Genomic DNA, 16,737 nt, shown 5'->3' with positions numbered 1-16,737 from the left:
TTATGTGCCCCATCCAATTAGCCCCGTGTACGTCAATGCAATGCAGCATATGAAATGCATCTGCGCAAAGATTACGAAAGTTTATAGGAATATCTGCCTGTTTCCGCTGGAAATCGACGGGTCTCTTCTTATTTCGAGTGCACGGGATTAGATATAATTTGCGACGTCGTCTTGGACGGATGACCCGCACAGACACAAGAGGACCTTATGAAAGGTGATTACTGTACGCGCGAAGGCGCAGAACGATTGAAAGAGCAAATCGAAGCCTATTGGGCAGAACGTGGACATGATGTCCGTGTCAACCTGATCCAAGGTGGGTTTTTGGCGTCCATGCGCTCGGCGCGCACGGATGTACGCTCAAATTTGGTCAATGGTGTTCCAGTCAAGTCGACTGAAAACTTCGGTTAGACCAAACCACATTACGAACTTTGTCCGCTAGTGATAGCGGGCCAAAAGGGTCGGCACGATATCGCGGAAACGCGACAATCGTGTGTCGGCCCTTAATCGTATTTGGGGCAAGGGTGTGTAGCCATAGGTCATGAGAATAGCGTGCACGCCCGCGTTTTGGGCGGCTCGCATATCGGGCCAACTATCGCCCACCATCACGATTCGTGCGGAATTGCGGTGGCCCGCCGTCGTGAAAATATGACCTGCAGAGGGTTTTTTCTGTGGTGGTTCATCGCCGCCAATCGTGCGGATAAAATACTGATCTAAAGCGAGTTTCTCTAAGAGGGGCCGCGCCAACCAGCCGGGCTTATTTGTGCAAACCGATAGTTCTGCTCCCAATACGGTCAGCCGAGCCAACGTCGGTTCAACGCCCGCAAAGGGCCGTGAAAGCTGGTCGAGTGTATCGGCGTAGCGGCTTAAGAATTCAGCCTGCATCGCGTCAACTTCTGCCTCCGTCGCGTGGTCGTTAACATCGGCGAGCGCATCGGTGATCATTCGCCGCGACCCGTATCCGACTGCGGCACGGGCTTTGCGGTAGTCCACGGGTCCATGCCCCCTTGCTGAAATAACTTCATTTGTGACCCGAACAAGGTCAGGCGCCGTGTCAACCAACGTGCCGTCGAGGTCAAAACAGACGCTCAATCCCTGTAAAGGGCGTTTATCAAACAAGCTTGTCTTCGTTTTTTTCATAAACCGTTAGATTCTTCCGTGCGGTGAGGGATGTGATAGGCTAGGTCGCACTCAGAAATTTCGCCTAGACGAGACCTCATACAATGACAACCAAACGTGCCGCTATCATCCTTGCCGCAGGCAAAAGCACGCGGATGAAGTCCTCACGCTCTAAAGTTCTACACCCCATCGGTGGTCGGCCTATGATTGAATGGGTCACCAACCTCGCAAAAGGGGCAGGGATCGAACGCATCGTTTGCGTGGTGGGCGAAGATAATGCTGATGTTCGTGCAGCTGCTGAGGGCTTAGGTTTAGATATTGCTGTTCAAGAGCCGCAAATGGGTACGGGTCATGCGGTGCAATGTGCCAAGGCGGCACTGGACAACTTCGACGGACAGGTGGTCGTTCTTTACGCTGACACGCCCCTCATATCAGGCAAGACTCTAAACCGCGTTTTTGAGGCTTTTGAAACCCATGCTCTGGCCGTTCTCGGTTTTGAAGCGGCAGATCCTGCCGCATATGGCCGACTGGTTACACAGGGAGCGGATCTTCACGCAATTGTCGAAGCGAAAGAATGCACGGCCGAACAATTGAAAATTAGTCTCTGTAACTCGGGCGTTGTCGCTGCAAGTGCCGCTGACCTGTTTTCGGCCTGTGACCGGGTGACCAATGACAATAAAAAGGGCGAATACTACCTAACGGATATTGTCGAAATCCTACGGGGCGACAATAAGGGCGCGACCGTTGTTCATGCGTCAGAGGCCGAAGTTCTCGGCGTGAATGACAGACGTGATCTGGCCAACGCCGAAGCGGCGTTTCAGGCCGTGATGCGCGAAGCCGCTATGGTTTCGGGCGTAAGTTTGAAACACCCCGAGACTGTCTATTTTGCTTATGACACGATTTTGGAGCCTGACGTGACTGTCGAAGCCAATGTCGTCTTTGGTCCCGGAGTGACGGTTAGACGAGGGGCGACCATCCATGCTTTCTCTCATCTCGAAGGGGCAGACGTCGGTGAGGGTGCGAGTGTTGGGCCTTTTGCCAGATTGCGGGCGGGCACAGTTTTGGCCGAAAACGCCAAGGTCGGAAATTTTGTTGAAACTAAAAAGGCCAGCATTGGCCGAGGTAGCAAGATCAATCATCTGTCCTATGTCGGTGATGCGGAACTTGGCGACAATGTGAACATTGGCGCAGGTACGATTACGTGTAATTACGACGGCTATAAAAAGCATAAGACGACCATCGGCGATGGTGCCTTTATAGGATCAAACAGCTCGCTTGTCGCTCCTGTGACCATCGGGGCTGGGGCGTTCTTGGGCTCAGGTGGCGTTGTGACAAAAGACGTCCCCGACGATGCCTTAGCGTTGGCGCGCGCCGATCAAGTGAATAAACTCGGGTGGGGCGCACGATTCCGTGCCGTGCAAGAAAAATTGAAAGCCAAAAAGTCATGAGTGTAGTCAAAGAAAACGCCGCATTGGCCGCGCTTGATTTTGTCGAGGACGGCATGGTTTTGGGCCTCGGCTCTGGATCAACGGCTGAAATCTTCATCGATGCCTTGGGCGAACGGATCGCGGGCGGATTGAAAGTGTCTGGCGTGCCAACATCTAAACGCACTGCGGAATGCGCTATCGAGGCGGGTGTCCCGCTGGTTGAACCTGATAAAGTGGACCGCATTAATCTGACGGTTGATGGGGCGGACGAGGTCGATCCCGCGTTTAATCTAATCAAAGGCGGCGGCGCGTGCCTGCTGCGTGAAAAGATTATTGCCCAAGCCAGCGACCGTATGATTGTCATTGTCGATAGTTTGAAAATGGTCGAAATGTTGGGTCGCTTTCCGCTGCCAATAGAAGTCGAACCTTTCGGAATGGCGCTTACGGCGGAACAAGTTTTTGACGCATTGAAGTCAACGGGCTGCGAAGAGGCTCAGACGGTCTTGCGGCAAATGAAGGATGGTTCTGGTCCTCTGGTCACAGATGGCGGAAATTACATTCTGGACAGCCGCTGTCGGAAAATTCCCAATCCCGCTGACACAGCTCTCGCGCTCAGCCAAATTCCTGGGGTGATGGAGCACGGTCTATTCATAGATCTGGCAGATGTCGTTATCGTAGGAGAAGCTGACCATGCCCGTGTCATTGAACTTTCGCGCGACTAGCGCAGGATTATTTTGTTTGTTCTTGGCAGCTTGTCAGCCTCCGACAAAGAAAGATGCCCTAGATGTATCATTTGATGAATTATCTGATCAACTGGGAAGTATTGAGGTTAAAGCCGTTCCGTTTGATGAATTGGCCGGAAACACTCGCGCCGAGAAACTCTTGTATCAGGCGGGTGTCGTCAACCAAACCAAGACAGCAATGCTGGTAATATTCGACACTCAAATTAAAACGATGCGAATGGCGGGCAATGAAGAAATGGCAGATCAACTTTCTGCAAATCGTTCGCTACTCATGGCTGCATTGGACGAAGAAATGCCAAGTATGATCGCAGACGCTGGAAGGCTCTATGAAAAATATCTAACGCCAGAAGAAATTGAGCGTTTGATTGTTTTACATACTGACCCTGCAATGCAGAAAATGATTGTGAACCAACCGAAGTTGTCTCGTGATATGTTGCCGGTTGGGGAGGCCTTTGGCATGCGTGCAGGCGCAAGATATGAAAAAGCTTTGCGTGAAAAAGCCGCAGAATGAGGCCTACATAAATGAGACCTATATAGATGCAACAGAGTGTTTGAAAAATCCTCCCATTGCTGTGTTTAACCGAATCCGTTCAACGTTGTCGTCCGGTCGGATAATCTAGGCTTTGGGTTGGGGTTTATGTTTAGTTTCGCTGTTTCCATCATCGTCATTCTGACGGGTGTCTTCTGTCCGGGCCTGTTAAATTTAGATTTTTCCATATTAGAAAACGCAGCCTGCGCTCGCCGAAAAAGTTGCTGAAAAATGCGGCCTATATGACATATATTTCCAGCTAAGCGCGGCGCAAGATTTGGAAATGATCCGCTCGCTTCGCCACTATGAAGGCGCTTATGTTGATAACGTAATTGATATGGTGTCTGAAACGCTCTCGATCCCAGAAATGTTACCTATTTTAAGTGTGGCAAAAGTGTGTGAGGTCTTGAATCGCCTGGCGATCTTTCCCAATTTAACAGCCCAAGCGCGGAAGACCGCGCATTTCTATATCGACGTTGCCAAACATCGCCTATGGCAGTCGTCACCTCCATCCGGCCCACATGCCCAGCGACTTTGCAGCCGCTGGCGTCGCCGCTCTAGCTAGGACTACGCCATGTCAGATTATGATTTCGACCTCTTCGTCATTGGCGCGGGGTCAGGCGGCGTTCGCGCAGGGCGCTTGGCAGCGCAGCTCGGTAAACGTGTCGGCGTTGCAGAAGAAAGCCTGCCAGGAGGCACCTGTGTTGTTAGAGGCTGCGTCCCGAAAAAGTTCATGGTTTATGGCGCGGATTACGGCGCATCGATCAAAGAGGCTGCGTCCTATGGCTGGACAGTCGGTGAGGTTTCATTTGATTGGCCGACCTTGCGCGATGCCATCCAAAAGGAAGTCTCTCGCTTGTCCGGAATATATTCCACGATCTTGGAAAAAAATGGCGCAACTTTGTTTCGCGAACGCGCGGAATTCATTGACGCTAACACCATACGCCTGTGTGAAAGCGGGAAAACCTTCACGGCGGAGAAAATTCTTATCGCTGTGGGCGGAACCCCTTGGGCGCCCGGTATTAAAGGGGCCGAACACGCGATTGTCTCCGATCACGCCTTCACTTTGGATAAACTCCCAGAGCGCGTTCTCATCATCGGTGGTGGATATATCGCCTGTGAATTTGCGGGCATTTATGCGGGCATGGGTGTGAAAACGACGCAAGTTTATCGCGGTGGACGTTTGCTCAACGGTTTTGACTCCGAAGTACGCGACCAGGTCGGCGAAGTTCAGCTTAACAACGGCATCGATTTGAAGTTCAACATCAGCCCGACAGAGATTAAGCCGACGAAGGGCGGCTATATCGTGACATTCGACGACGGATCCAAAATTGGCACGGATGTGGTCTTTATGGCGACGGGTCGAAAGCCAAATACCGCTACACTTGGCTTAGAACATGCGGGCGTTGAGGTAGAAGATAGCGGCGCAATCAAGGTTGATGCGCTTTCCAAAACTACTGCCGATAATATCTATGCCGTGGGTGATGTGACCAATCGTGTAAATCTGACACCTGTCGCAATCCGAGAAGCTGCCGCTTTTATTGAGACCGCATTCAAAGATAATCCAGTTGCCTATGATCACGACAATATTGCCAGCGCCGTATTCACGCGTCCTCCTGTTGGGACTGTTGGCTTGAGTGAGGGACAAGCGCGCCAGAAATTTGGCGAGGACATGACGGTGTATACGACGAAATTCCGCCCGATGAAAAACACACTGTCAGGCAGTCCGCAAAAAGTCTTCATGAAGCTGATCACTCAAGGGAAAGACGAAGTTGTTGTAGGTATCCATCTTGTCGGCGATGACAGCGGCGAAATCATTCAGGCCCTTGGGATTTGTGTGAAGGCGGGTCTCACCAAGGCTGACTTTGACGCGACCTGTGCGGTGCATCCCACGATCGCAGAAGAGATTGTCACGCTAAAACCGCGCGAACCCAATAAAACGACGATTGTGTCTTAGGCTTGCGAACATCCTGTTTTTTCTCGTTGAGATGTCAGGGTGCCATTTGCCTAACTTGAGAGTCGTCTTTCCACGGGTCTGCCGACCCTTTCACTTCCCTATGAATCCTATTCACCTCTGATCTGACATTTTTGCGATCTGAACTCATCCAAGGCTGGGCAAATTCTTCTGCAGCCGCTATGAGCACCCCTCGTTGACGCAAACATCTTGCGCAAAGGAAGACAATCATGACCAAATGGACGCCCTCAAGCTGGCGCGATAAACCCGCAAAACACATCCCGACTGACTATCCAGACGTGGCTGAACTGTCGGATGTTGAGACAACCCTGAAGGGGTATCCGCCTCTTGTCTTTGCGGGCGAAGCACGTCGTTTGAAACAGCGTTTGGGACAAGTTGCCATGGGCAAATCCTTTTTGCTGCAAGGTGGTGATTGCGCCGAGAGTTTCAAAGAATTCCATCCTGATAACCTGCGCGATATGTTTCGTGTCATGATGCAAATGGCCGTGGTTCTGACCTATGGCGCGGGTCAACCCGTCGTCAAAGTTGGTCGCATCGCAGGCCAATTTGGTAAGCCGCGCAGCTCGCCCGTTGAGGTTCGTGATGGCGTAGAATTGCCGTCCTATCGTGGGGATAACATTAACGGCATGGAGTTCAGTCCTGAGTCCCGCATTCCTGATCCGCAACGTCTCCTCAAGGCTTACGGACAATCGGCGGCGACGATGAACTTGTTGCGAGCATTCGCGACAGGTGGTTATGCGAATCTGCGGAACATTCATCAATGGACGCTTGGATATGTCGATGGATCACCACAAACTAAAAAATACAAAGAGCTTTGCGAGAAGATCGAAGAAGCGCTGAACTTCATGGAAGCCTGCGGGGTGACACCTGAGTCGACACCACAGATGTCTGCGACGGATTATTACACATCTCACGAAGGTCTGTTGCTTGGCTATGAAGAAGCCATGACCCGTATCGATAGTACAACGGGGCGTTGGTACGATACATCGGCACATATGCTGTGGATCGGAAACCGGACACGGCAACTTGACCATGCACATGTTGAATTCATGCGTGGGATTGAAAATCCAATCGCGATGAAAATCGGCGAAGGCCTAGAGCCGGATGAGCTTATGAAGCTGCTCGATGTACTCAATCCTGAAAATGAAGCGGGTAAGATCACGCTCATCGCGCGTTATGGCCACGACAAAGTTGCGCAACATCTGCCGACTTTGGCGCGGGCGATCAAACGGGCCGGGCGGCACGTTGTTTGGTCTTGTGATCCCATGCACGGCAACACGATTAAAACCGATAGCGGATATAAAACACGTCCGTTCGACAACATCATGACAGAGGTTAGCCGCTTTATGCAGGTGCTTCATTCTGAAGGTTGTTGGCCAGGTGGCGTTCACTTCGAAATGACAGGCCAAAATGTGACGGAATGTTTGGGCGGCTCTGCTCGTGCCGTACGCGAAGAGGATTTGTCCTCGCGTTACCACACGCATTGCGACCCCCGTCTTAACGCAGATCAGGCATTAGAACTTGCGTTCTTGATTGCGGAAGAACTGGGCAGTTATCGCAAGGAAGAGGGTGCACGTCTGACAGCGTAACGCGCGAAACTGATATCGAAAGCTGCGGGCTACTCTCCCGCGGCTCTCATCGCTTCCAATTGCGATCCAAGCGTTTCGGTTTCTTCAGCCCCAACTGGAGTGATGGAAATCAGGCCGTAGACTGACCCAGGGACTATGATCGCGAAAAGATATCGGCGACGAACAACAAGCCCGACTGCCGGCTTCCAAACGCGGAAAAAGAAGACGAATACGCAAATCGTACCGATAAAGAAGAACGGGTATATGAATGCCCGCAATTCAAGGGCCGTTTCTCCAAGCCTTCTTTGTCTAAGGCCTCCAGTGAAATAACGACGCCATCGGCTTAAAAATAATCAGCTGGCCGTTGGATTAATGTCCAACAGCATTTTAGATCCTTAGTCGTTCAACTTTGTACCCAATGTCTTGGCTTGCTTGTGCCAATAAAAAAGCCGCCCCAGATGGAGCGGCTTTAAGTCAATTTATCAATCCAAAACCTAGAGGTCTTTAAGCGCAGCGGCTGGCTTAAATGCTGCCGATGTTTTCGCTTTAGACATCATCATTTTGCCTGTCGCAGGGTTACGCATTTCGCGGGATTCGCGATGCTTAGCGACGAACTGACCGAAACCTGGGATGACAACCTTGGAGCCGTCGCCTTGTTTCATTTCGTTCGTGATAACTTCAACAAATGCGTTGAGCATGTCGCCAGCAGCGGCCTGCGTTGCGCCTGTGTGTTCAGCCAATGCGCTGACGAGTTCTTTCTTGTTCATCTGGATTCTCCCTCGTGATGAAGCGAGCCGACTATGTTGTCGGTGCTGACGTAATTCCTAAGGATTGCGATTGGCGTGTCACCCAAAACCACAGTTTTACTGGTATTTTGGGCATATTTAAGCAGATTTCGGTGTGAAAATCGGACCGTGAGCCCTCCATTGTCGACAATTTTGTCCATTGCTGGACCGACTCAGCCAAAAGTGATTCTCACCTTTTCCCTTGCAAAAGCTTTCTCAGACCGCGTTAAGGCCCCTATGACAGAAAGAATGAAAACAGGATTAGTCGGCGCTGGTGTCTTCGCAGGATATCATGCGAATAAATTGGCGGCGCATCCGCGCATTGAGTTTTTAGGGCTCTATGATCCAGATACGGCGCGTGCGCAGGGTTTGGCCGAAAAGCATGGCGTCCAAGCTTGTGAACTAGACGCGCTTTTTGCGGCTTGCGACGCCGTCATCATAGCGTGTCCAGCCAGTTACCACGGGGATGTAGGACGCAGGGCACTAGAGGCAGGGTGCCATTGCTTGATTGAGAAACCCATTGCGACGAAGGTCGCCGAGGCAGAAGCGATTGTGCGTCTCGCGTCAGACCGAAAATTGGTCGTTCAAATAGGCCATCAGGAGCGCATGGTCCTTCGCGCGATTGGTTTGGAGCAAGTCGGGCAGAAACCGCTCTCAATTACGGCGGTGCGGTCAAACCCCTATTCGGTGCGCGGAACGGATACGTCCGTGACGATGGATTTAATGACTCATGATATTGATCTCTGCACCGCCTTATTCGGGCAAGGACCTGATCGGGTTGAGGGGACATCAACGCCTGTCAAATCCAAGACGCCAGATGAGAGTCAGGCGACGCTCCGATATGGACGCGCCATCGCGAAGCTCACCGCCAGTCGGGTCGTTGAGACAGGCGCGCGACATATGACAATTGCCTATCCATCGGGCGAGGTTCGTATTGATTTCAACGCCAAAACTCTTGTGCATTCCACACCGTTCGATTTGAATGTGGACTTTGCGGATGATCCGCAGGCAAAAGACAGCCTAGGCGCGGCGACAGATATCTTCGTCGGGGCGGTGTTGGACGGGACGCCTGTTCTGGTCAGCGCCGTAGACGGATTGATTGCGGCGCGCGCGGCCGTTGAAATTGATGGGGGTGAATGATGCGCATATTTAAGTGGATTGGAATGGGGCTTGCGGCCCTTGTCGCGCTGGGGCTTCTTTTACTGGCGTTAAATTGGACGACTGTGAAACGTCTGATGACGGTGAACACCTTATTTGACGCGGATAATATCGTCACAAACTTCTCGAATATGGACGCGGCGTTCTTGCACCATGATCTCACCATCGGTGAACCCCAACCGTGGGAAGAGGATGTCCAGCCTTTGCCAGAGACGGTCAATGTGCAGGGCGAAGAGTTGATTTTAGCTGACGTTCTGACAGAGCTCGACACTACGGCCCTCGTGATCATCCGCGATGGCAAGCTCATCCATGAAAGCTATTATAAAGACACAGGCCCCGATGATTTGCGTATCAGCTGGTCAGTTGCCAAGTCATTCATGTCGGGTCTCTACGGACAGGCTATCGAAGATGGGTTGATGGATATTTCCAAGCCCATCGAATTCTACCTCCCGCAGCTAAAGGGTACAGCCTATGAAGGTGCGACGGTTGCCAATATTTTGAACATGGCCAGCGGCGTGAAGTTCAACGAAGATTACATGGACCCGAAATCTGACATTAATGACATGGGCCGTGTCTTGGGTCTTGGCGGGTCTATGGATGAATACACCGAGACGCTGAAAGACCGCCAATATGAGCCGGGGACAGTCTGGCAATATGTCTCCATCGATACGCATGTTGCCGCGATGGCATTACGCAAAGTGACGGGAAAATCTCTGCATCAGCTTTGGGAAGACACCTATGGCGAAAATCTTGGCATGGGGAAGTCGCCGTTTTATTTGACGGACGGCGAAGATGTGGCCTTCGCCTTGGGTGGGTTGAACCTGCGCACGCGCGATTATGCGAAATTCGGGCAGTTGTTTTTGCAAGGCGGGGAATGGCAGGGCGAGCAGCTCGTGCCAGAGGCATGGGTAAAAGATTCGACGATCAACCACGCGCCAAATGTTCATCCTATTCGTGGTTCGGGCTATGGCTACCAATGGTGGGTGCCGATGCCGCAAGAGGGGCCGAGCAAGGGCGATTTCTTCGCCGTCGGGATTTACGGCCAATATATATATGTGAACCCCGCCATGAATATCGTCATTGCGAAAAACGCCGCTGACCGCGAATTTACGGTTGAACAAAGCAATGGCCAGCACAGCATGAATATGAATATTGATATGTTCCGGAGTTTGGCGGAGCAGTTAGCAATTAGGCAGAAGACAGATTTAGACGCGGAAGCTCTTAGACAAGATGTAAAAGTTTGGTTGAAGAACTCCCAGCATGCGCCCTTTCTAATCCACGCTGTTACGGATGATATTGAAAATGGTCGAAACTTTGCGGAAGTGTTTGGAATTGCGAGATCCAAAGATGGTGCCTTTGATGAATTGTTAGAAATGGGATGGCTTGATACAGATAGTGCCCTTCCAAATGCCGACGAATTAGAGATAATTTGGAAAACGATGCTTGAAGAGATTAAATCTCAGAGAGAGCTATCTAAACAACAGGATTAAACCCGCCCCGACATAACATCGGGACGGGCTGATTTTACTTCGCCTCTACTTCGTAGACAGCGAAACCAAATCTTCCATCAGGCCTTTTGTGCCTGAGTGGACGGTTAATGTGCCGACCTTTGCGGAGATCGACTCGAGCGCTTCGAGCTCTTTCAACCGCATCATGGCCGGGTTATCCGCCATGACTTTGGCTGTGTTGAGCAAGGCCCGTGTTTCGGCAGCGTCTTCCCGCCGACGGATTACGCCAGCTTCGGCTTCCTTTTCGGCCAATACAACGGTGTTCAAGATATCCCGCATCTCGCCCGGAAGGATGATATCCTTCAAGGTGACGTGTGAGACTTTCACACCCGCTGCGGCCATTTCAGCCACGACAGCCGCCATGGCCTCAGCGTCAACCGCGCCTTTCTCGGCCAAAACCTCATCGAGTGTTTTGGTCGCCAAAGACCGACGGAACGCCGAACCCAAGGCCCGGTGCAACGTGTCGACAAAGTCCTTCACCGCAGTCACGGCAAGAACGGGATCGACAACACGGTACGTCGCAGACAAGTTGGCCCGGATCGAAACCCGGTCCTTTGTCAGGATTTCTTGGCCCGTCACATCGAGCGCGTTTTCACGCGTATCGACGAGTTTGACCGCGATGACCTTGCCGTATGACCAGACCGCGTGCCCACCCGGGACAAGCTCTCCAACCACTTTTCCATCAACGTGGAGCAGGCCGATTTGACCGTGCTCCACCTTGAACCGCTTGATGAAATCTGACCGCAAGGTCATCAACCGTCGCGACATGGCGTCGGTCATGACGAAACCATCTGACAGATTGACGATCTCGGTCGACCACAGGCCAGCATCCGTCCAGACGACTTTCCGTGTCAAGGGCGGCACAAGAAAGGCAGGTGTCCCGTCGAGCGAGACAATCGCCATTTCATCGGCGGCCGTTTCAAACACGGTCAAATGATCCACCACGGCGGGGCCGTGATTCCGCAGGATAGACGTTAAAAGCTCGCTAATGACGGGCTCCGCATTTACGCGAAAGTTCCGAACATCGTAATGCGATTGCGTTCCCAAAGTGCCTATGGTGTGCCGACCTGGATTGAGGATAATCTCAAAGATGCCATCCTTGAGAATAACAGCCCGTTCCATTTCGGGGATAACGACCCGAAGGCCTAATAATTTGTGTGTCACTTTGGTCATAACGATACTCCTGTGTTGTCTAATTCACCTGTGACGGTCCTTTTGAGTTTGGGCCCAAATGAGGGCTCGCGGTGTTGAGGGGCGATTTGCCCGGTTTGGCGGTCCTCCCCATGAGGGCCGCGTGAATTGCATAGACATCCGGGCGAGATGCTGACGCGAGGACAACGGATCCGCGGGGCACCGCATATGGCGGGCCGTGTGGTCTACTGTCGTGTCTGCGATACCTGTGAACAGGCAACGCATTTTCGTCATTGTCACACGTGGCGCACCAAAGGGTCCGCCGCGTGATCGGTCATCTCTCGTAAGGTCGGTGGATGCGGGTCGCGGACAGGTCGTCGCCCACGCCAAAAGGCATGTTCGGGACAGTCTTTAACGCCGTATCTACCTCCCTGACATCCGCCCGGATGCCGTTATGAGAAGCGATTTACAGTCGCTTGGCCGTAAAAGGGCCTATGGTGTTACTGGAAGGATTCGAACCTTCGCCAGCTAGATTACTAATCTAGTGCTCTATCCAGACTGAGCTACAGTACAAATTGTGATGGGAATCGAACCCATGTTCATCGAATCTAAATCGAGCGCCTTACCACTTGGCTACACAAGACCCGCAACACGCCATCCGGCTCACAGCATACGCATCCGTCAGAGACAGGGCGCACTGGTCGGGAATTCAAAGAACCCGAACCGTAGAAGCTCGGCTGCCGGAGCAGCGGGAGGCGGCCTCTAGAGCTGAGAATAATTTTGCGCAAGCGAAAAAATGAAAAAAGTTTTCGAAGGTGAATCGGAGTATTTGCTAAATTCGACGGGCAGGGGTACAGCGCAGGCCTATGACTCAGCGCCTCAAAATAGCTTCCATCCAAGCCAATCCAGTCGTGGGCGATATCGCTGGCAATTTGAAAAAAGCCCAATTGCATTACGCCAAAGCGGCCGCCGATGGAGCCGATATTGTCGTCTTCTCCGAGCTCTTCATTATCGGTTACGCACCTGAGGATTTGGTGCTGCGCCCGTCGGCTGTGACGGATTGTAAAACGGCCTGTTTGCGCCTTGCGGCGGAAACAAAAGACGGACCTGCGATTGTCTTTTCCGCGCCATGGTTGGACGCGGGAAAATTGTACAATGCCGCGCTATTCATGCGTGAGGGCTTGATCACAAATGTGCGGTATAAATATCATCTCCCGAATTATGGCGTCTTTGATGAAGCGCGCGTATTTACGGCAGGACATCTGCCTCAGCCTGTTGATTTTAATGGCATTTCTATTGGTCTGCCTATTTGCGAAGACCTCTGGCAGGACACAGTTGCAGATCATTTAAAAGACGCAGGCGCGGAGATTATGATCTCGCCAAATGGGTCGCCCTGGCGCCGCACGGCCCTGACCGAACGGGTCGCAGCCTTGGGCGAAAAAGTCATCACGGAGGGCCTGCCTCTGGTCTATGTTAATCAGGTCGGTGGCCAAGACGAACTTGTGTTCGATGGCTCATCATTTTCAATGGCCGCAGATGGGTCGATCGTACAATCGCTCAAGAGTTTTGTCGATGATTACGATCTCGCGACGTGGGAAAAGATTGACGATGTCTGGACCTGTGTTGACGCTAAAAAAGAGGTGCAACTGTCGGGCTATGAAGCGGATTGGCGCGCCATGTGTTTGGGCCTTGGCGATTACGTCAATAAGAATGGATTTAAGCAAATAATTTTAGGGATGAGCGGCGGCATTGATAGTGCCATGGCGGCGACAATTGCGGTCGATGCGCTTGGTCCCGACCGCGTTTGGGCGGTGATGATGCCCACTAAATACACGTCGGGCGACTCACTGACAGATGCGGAAGCCTGCTGCGAACGTCTGGGATGTCGGTATGACTCAATTCCGATCAAACCGGCCATTGACGCTTTCGACGAAATGCTTGAGCCCTTTTTCAAAGATCTCGCACCCTCAACAGCGGAAGAGAATATCCAATCGCGTAGCCGCGCCCTGACCCTGATGGCTCTATCAAATAAGTTTGGGCCCATGCTCGTCACGACAGGGAATAAGTCCGAAATGGCGGTCGGTTACGCCACACTCTATGGCGATATGTGTGGCGGGTATAACCCGCTAAAAGACGTCTATAAGACCGAAGTTTTCGCCCTCGCCAATTGGCGGAATGAAAACACGCCAAAGGATTTGCTCGGGGCGGAAACGCCGATCCCGACGCGGATTATCACAAAACCGCCGTCAGCGGAGCTGCGCGATGATCAAAAGGACAGCGACAGCTTGCCTGAATATGACGTATTGGATGATCTCTTGCTGTGCCTGATTGAACTGGAATTGCCGATTGAAGAGATCGTGGCACGCGGCCATAGCGTTGCCGATGTAAAGCGGATCCAAAACTTGCTCTACATCGCTGAATATAAACGCCGACAAGCCCCGCCGGGTGTAAAGATCGGTACAAAAAATTTCGGACGCGACCGCCGTTATCCGATTACAAACCGCTATCGCGATAAAATTCCTGAAGGTGAAATCTAATGACTAAACCTATTGTCAGATTTGCGCCGTCCCCGACGGGACGCCTCCATGTTGGTAACGTCCGCACGGCGCTTATGAATGTTCTCTTTGCGCAGGCAGAAGAGGGTATGTTCATTCTCCGCATTGACGACACGGATGTTGAACGCTCAACTGCCGAATATGAGCAAGGGATCAAGGATGATCTGACTTGGTTGGGGGTTTCGTGGGGCAAGACCTTCAAGCAATCCGAACGGTTTGATATGTATGACGCGGCTGCAGACAAGCTGCGCGCGGCAGGATTACTCTACCCTTGTTATGAAACCGCAGATGAGTTGGACCGCCAACGTAAATTGCAACGCGTCGCCGGGAAGCCACCCGTTTATAATCGCGCCGCGCTAGAGCTGACCGATGATCAAAAGGCGGCTTACGAAGCCGAAGGACGGACACCGCATTGGCGATTTAAGCTTTCTGGTGGGACAGTCACTTGGACTGACATGGTGCGGGGCGAGCAGAGCATTGATGTATCATCGCTGTCTGATCCGGTCCTCATCCGTGGTGACGGCTCTTATCTCTACACGCTTCCCAGCGTTGTCGACGATATCGAAGCCGAGATCACCCATGTTATTCGTGGTGAAGACCATGTGACCAACTCCGCGGCGCAGATTGAAGTCTTCCAAGCGCTGTCGACACATCTCCCGACATTCGCGCATACCCCATTGCTCGTGGGTGCAGATGGGAAATCTCTCTCCAAACGTTTGGGATCTCTATCCATGTTAGAATTGCGGGACCAAGGCATCGAGCCTATGGCCGTCGCGTCGTTACTGTCCAAAATCGGAACCTCCGATGCAGTAGAAATTCGCCATAGTCTTCAAGCGCTTGCGTCGGAGTTCTCATTTACAAAAATTGGCCGCGCGCCCGCGCGTTTTGACGAAAAAGATCTGATCGCGTTGAACGCCAAGCTTCTACACGAGACACCTTACGCAGAGGTCGCCGACCGTATTCCGGGCGATGCAGCCTTCTGGAATATCGTGCGTGCTAATATTGAGAAAATTTCGGACGTAGAAGCATGGGCAGACATAGTCCTGAAGCCAATGGCGGGTGAAATCGCTGCCGAGGATGTCGACTTCTGCAAGTCTGCAGCGTCGTTTTTACCCGATACCATCCTTCCCGAAACTTGGTCGGAACTCGTTGGGCATTTGAAAACGGAAACGGGGCGCAAGGGCAAAGGCTTGTTCATGCCATTGCGTTTAGCCTTGACGGCGCAAGGTCACGGACCTTCCATGGATGATATGCTAGTCTTACTCGGGGCTGAGAAAGCCAAAGCCCGTTTGAGTGGCGACGTAGCTTAACTTCACGGAAACGCGCATTCCGCTCGCGCGATTGTGAGTCCCTGTTGATGTAGGTCGCTGTTATGGCGCGCGAAACTCAACAGGGGGCTTTTATGCCAAACTTACGTCTACCACTTTTTCTGACGCGTCTCTCGATATTCTATTTTCTTCTGCCTTGGCAGTTGATGAGGTTTACTAAACCTGAGTCGGCGAGCGGCATCGCTGAAAAATATTATCATCTGCCAGGATTGTCGGCCTCACTGGGCCTCGCCATCGGCATTTTTTGGATGGCGCTTTTGATTGCATTTTTGGTCGGATTTAAAAAGACGGTCAGCTACGGTCTTGTTTTCGCCCTCCATGCAGGCGGAATTCTGCTTGTTCTTCCGTCCTACATTCTCGGCACAGAGGTTTATAATCAGTTGTTCTTAGCGGCCATTCCTGCCGCAGCAGCAATGGGTTTATTGTGGCTTCTACGCAAGGAAGATACGTTTCTGAGTATTCAAGGAAAACTAGGATAACCCCAATTGGCGGCTGGTCGCTGGCTTCACCGGGATGTGAAGAAGCCAATGACCAGCCCACCTGTTACGGTCGCTAACGTGGGGTAGGGCGACCATGTCGACAATGGTGAGTTGGGATGGTTGCATCACCGACAAATTCAGAATTATACCAAGGGTTGTATTTTGTCACGCATTTCTTTCACAAACACAATCTTATGATGAGTAAAGTCTTACCAAGCTATTTTTGCGCATAATCAGCGCCTTTGGAGATGTATATGTCGCGTATTTTTGGAAGCAAACTTGAGTTTTTTACCGCCTCGTTGAACTCTTCTATTTTGGGTGCGGTCGCCATTTTAGGATAGAACCTAGAACAATGCGATAAATCGGGTCTAAAACGACGACCGCTATGATTACGGCGATTCCCCAAGCCCAATGCTGGCCCGTGACGGTTAGCCA

At 51.9% G+C, this 16,737-nt stretch carries 16 protein-coding genes and 1 tRNA gene; 12 read left to right on the top strand and 5 right to left on the bottom strand.

Going from position 1 to position 16,737, the window contains the following annotated elements; genetic code table 11:
* Positions 1-207 precede the first annotated feature (207 nt).
* Complete coding sequence (locus tag IE073_RS03840; protein ID WP_189581469.1) at positions 208-408, top strand: phosphoglycolate phosphatase; 201 nt, start codon at positions 208-210, stop codon at positions 406-408.
* A gap of 27 nt (positions 409-435) precedes the next feature.
* On the opposite strand, the gene IE073_RS03835 is transcribed toward IE073_RS03840, so the two are convergent.
* On the bottom strand, positions 436-1,137 hold the full coding sequence (locus IE073_RS03835; protein ID WP_189581466.1) for an HAD-IA family hydrolase: 702 nt from the start codon (positions 1,135-1,137) through the stop codon (positions 436-438).
* An 83-nt stretch (positions 1,138-1,220) separates the two neighbouring features.
* Here IE073_RS03835 and glmU point away from each other — a divergent pair, with 83 nt between their 5' ends.
* The 6 genes from glmU to IE073_RS03805 all read left to right on the top strand — a co-directional run bounded on the left by glmU (position 1,221) and on the right by IE073_RS03805 (position 7,379).
* Entirely contained in the window at positions 1,221-2,564 is a 1,344-nt protein-coding gene (glmU, locus tag IE073_RS03830; protein WP_189581463.1) for a bifunctional UDP-N-acetylglucosamine diphosphorylase/glucosamine-1-phosphate N-acetyltransferase GlmU, read from the top strand.
* A complete protein-coding gene (gene rpiA / locus IE073_RS03825; protein WP_189581460.1) occupies positions 2,561-3,265 on the top strand; it encodes a ribose-5-phosphate isomerase RpiA in 705 nt (234 codons plus the stop codon). Before glmU ends, rpiA begins: the two co-directional genes overlap by 4 nt.
* A 16-nt stretch (positions 3,266-3,281) precedes the next feature.
* Complete coding sequence (locus IE073_RS03820) at positions 3,282-3,797, top strand: DUF2059 domain-containing protein (RefSeq protein ID WP_189581458.1); 516 nt, start codon at positions 3,282-3,284, stop codon at positions 3,795-3,797.
* Between the two features lie 301 nt (positions 3,798-4,098).
* A complete protein-coding gene (locus IE073_RS03815) occupies positions 4,099-4,380 on the top strand; it encodes a hypothetical protein (protein WP_189581455.1) in 282 nt (93 codons plus the stop codon).
* A 9-nt stretch (positions 4,381-4,389) separates the two neighbouring features.
* Positions 4,390-5,772: a glutathione-disulfide reductase gene (gene gor, locus IE073_RS03810; RefSeq protein ID WP_189581452.1), complete on the top strand. Its 1,383-nt coding sequence runs from the start codon at positions 4,390-4,392 to the stop codon at positions 5,770-5,772.
* Positions 5,773-5,996: 224 nt separating this feature from the next.
* Positions 5,997-7,379 carry a class II 3-deoxy-7-phosphoheptulonate synthase gene (locus IE073_RS03805; protein WP_373298699.1) on the top strand — a complete coding sequence of 461 codons (1,383 nt, stop codon included), beginning with the start codon at positions 5,997-5,999 and terminating at the stop codon, positions 7,377-7,379.
* Between the two features lie 29 nt (positions 7,380-7,408).
* On the opposite strand, the gene IE073_RS03800 is transcribed toward IE073_RS03805, so the two are convergent.
* The gene (locus IE073_RS03800) at positions 7,409-7,636 is read right to left on the bottom strand and encodes a hypothetical protein (protein WP_189581446.1); all 228 of its coding nucleotides are present in this window, start codon (positions 7,634-7,636) and stop codon (positions 7,409-7,411) included.
* A gap of 216 nt (positions 7,637-7,852) precedes the next feature.
* Complete coding sequence (locus IE073_RS03795; protein ID WP_189581443.1) at positions 7,853-8,125, bottom strand: HU family DNA-binding protein; 273 nt, start codon at positions 8,123-8,125, stop codon at positions 7,853-7,855.
* 267 nt (positions 8,126-8,392) lie between these two features.
* Between IE073_RS03795 and IE073_RS03790 the strand changes: the two genes are divergently transcribed.
* Positions 8,393-9,283, top strand: a complete 891-nt coding sequence (locus IE073_RS03790) for a Gfo/Idh/MocA family protein (RefSeq protein ID WP_189581440.1) — start codon at positions 8,393-8,395, stop codon at positions 9,281-9,283.
* On the top strand, positions 9,280-10,791 hold the full coding sequence (locus IE073_RS03785; protein ID WP_189581437.1) for a serine hydrolase domain-containing protein: 1,512 nt from the start codon (positions 9,280-9,282) through the stop codon (positions 10,789-10,791). Before IE073_RS03790 ends, IE073_RS03785 begins: the two co-directional genes overlap by 4 nt.
* A gap of 45 nt (positions 10,792-10,836) precedes the next feature.
* On the opposite strand, the gene IE073_RS03780 is transcribed toward IE073_RS03785, so the two are convergent.
* Positions 10,837-11,982, bottom strand: coding sequence for a slipin family protein (locus IE073_RS03780; protein WP_189581435.1), 1,146 nt, complete (start codon positions 11,980-11,982; stop codon positions 10,837-10,839).
* Positions 11,983-12,511: 529 nt separating this feature from the next.
* A tRNA-Leu gene (locus IE073_RS03775) sits at positions 12,512-12,586 on the bottom strand.
* A gap of 220 nt (positions 12,587-12,806) precedes the next feature.
* Here IE073_RS03775 and IE073_RS03770 point away from each other — a divergent pair.
* From IE073_RS03770 to IE073_RS03760, 3 genes are all read left to right on the top strand, one after another.
* Positions 12,807-14,477, top strand: coding sequence for an NAD+ synthase (locus tag IE073_RS03770; protein ID WP_189581434.1), 1,671 nt, complete (start codon positions 12,807-12,809; stop codon positions 14,475-14,477).
* Positions 14,477-15,805, top strand: coding sequence for a glutamate--tRNA ligase (gene gltX / locus IE073_RS03765; RefSeq protein ID WP_189581432.1), 1,329 nt, complete (start codon positions 14,477-14,479; stop codon positions 15,803-15,805). Before IE073_RS03770 ends, gltX begins: the two co-directional genes overlap by 1 nt.
* Positions 15,806-15,897: 92 nt before the next feature.
* On the top strand, positions 15,898-16,302 hold the full coding sequence (locus tag IE073_RS03760; RefSeq protein WP_189581430.1) for a hypothetical protein: 405 nt from the start codon (positions 15,898-15,900) through the stop codon (positions 16,300-16,302).
* Positions 16,303-16,737: the final 435 nt, after the last annotated feature.

Origin of the sequence: Litorimonas cladophorae, assembly GCF_014652455.1 — a bacterium.
Classification (GTDB): Bacteria; Pseudomonadota; Alphaproteobacteria; order Caulobacterales; family Maricaulaceae; genus Litorimonas; species Litorimonas cladophorae.
This window is presented reverse-complemented; position numbering and strand designations above follow the sequence as displayed.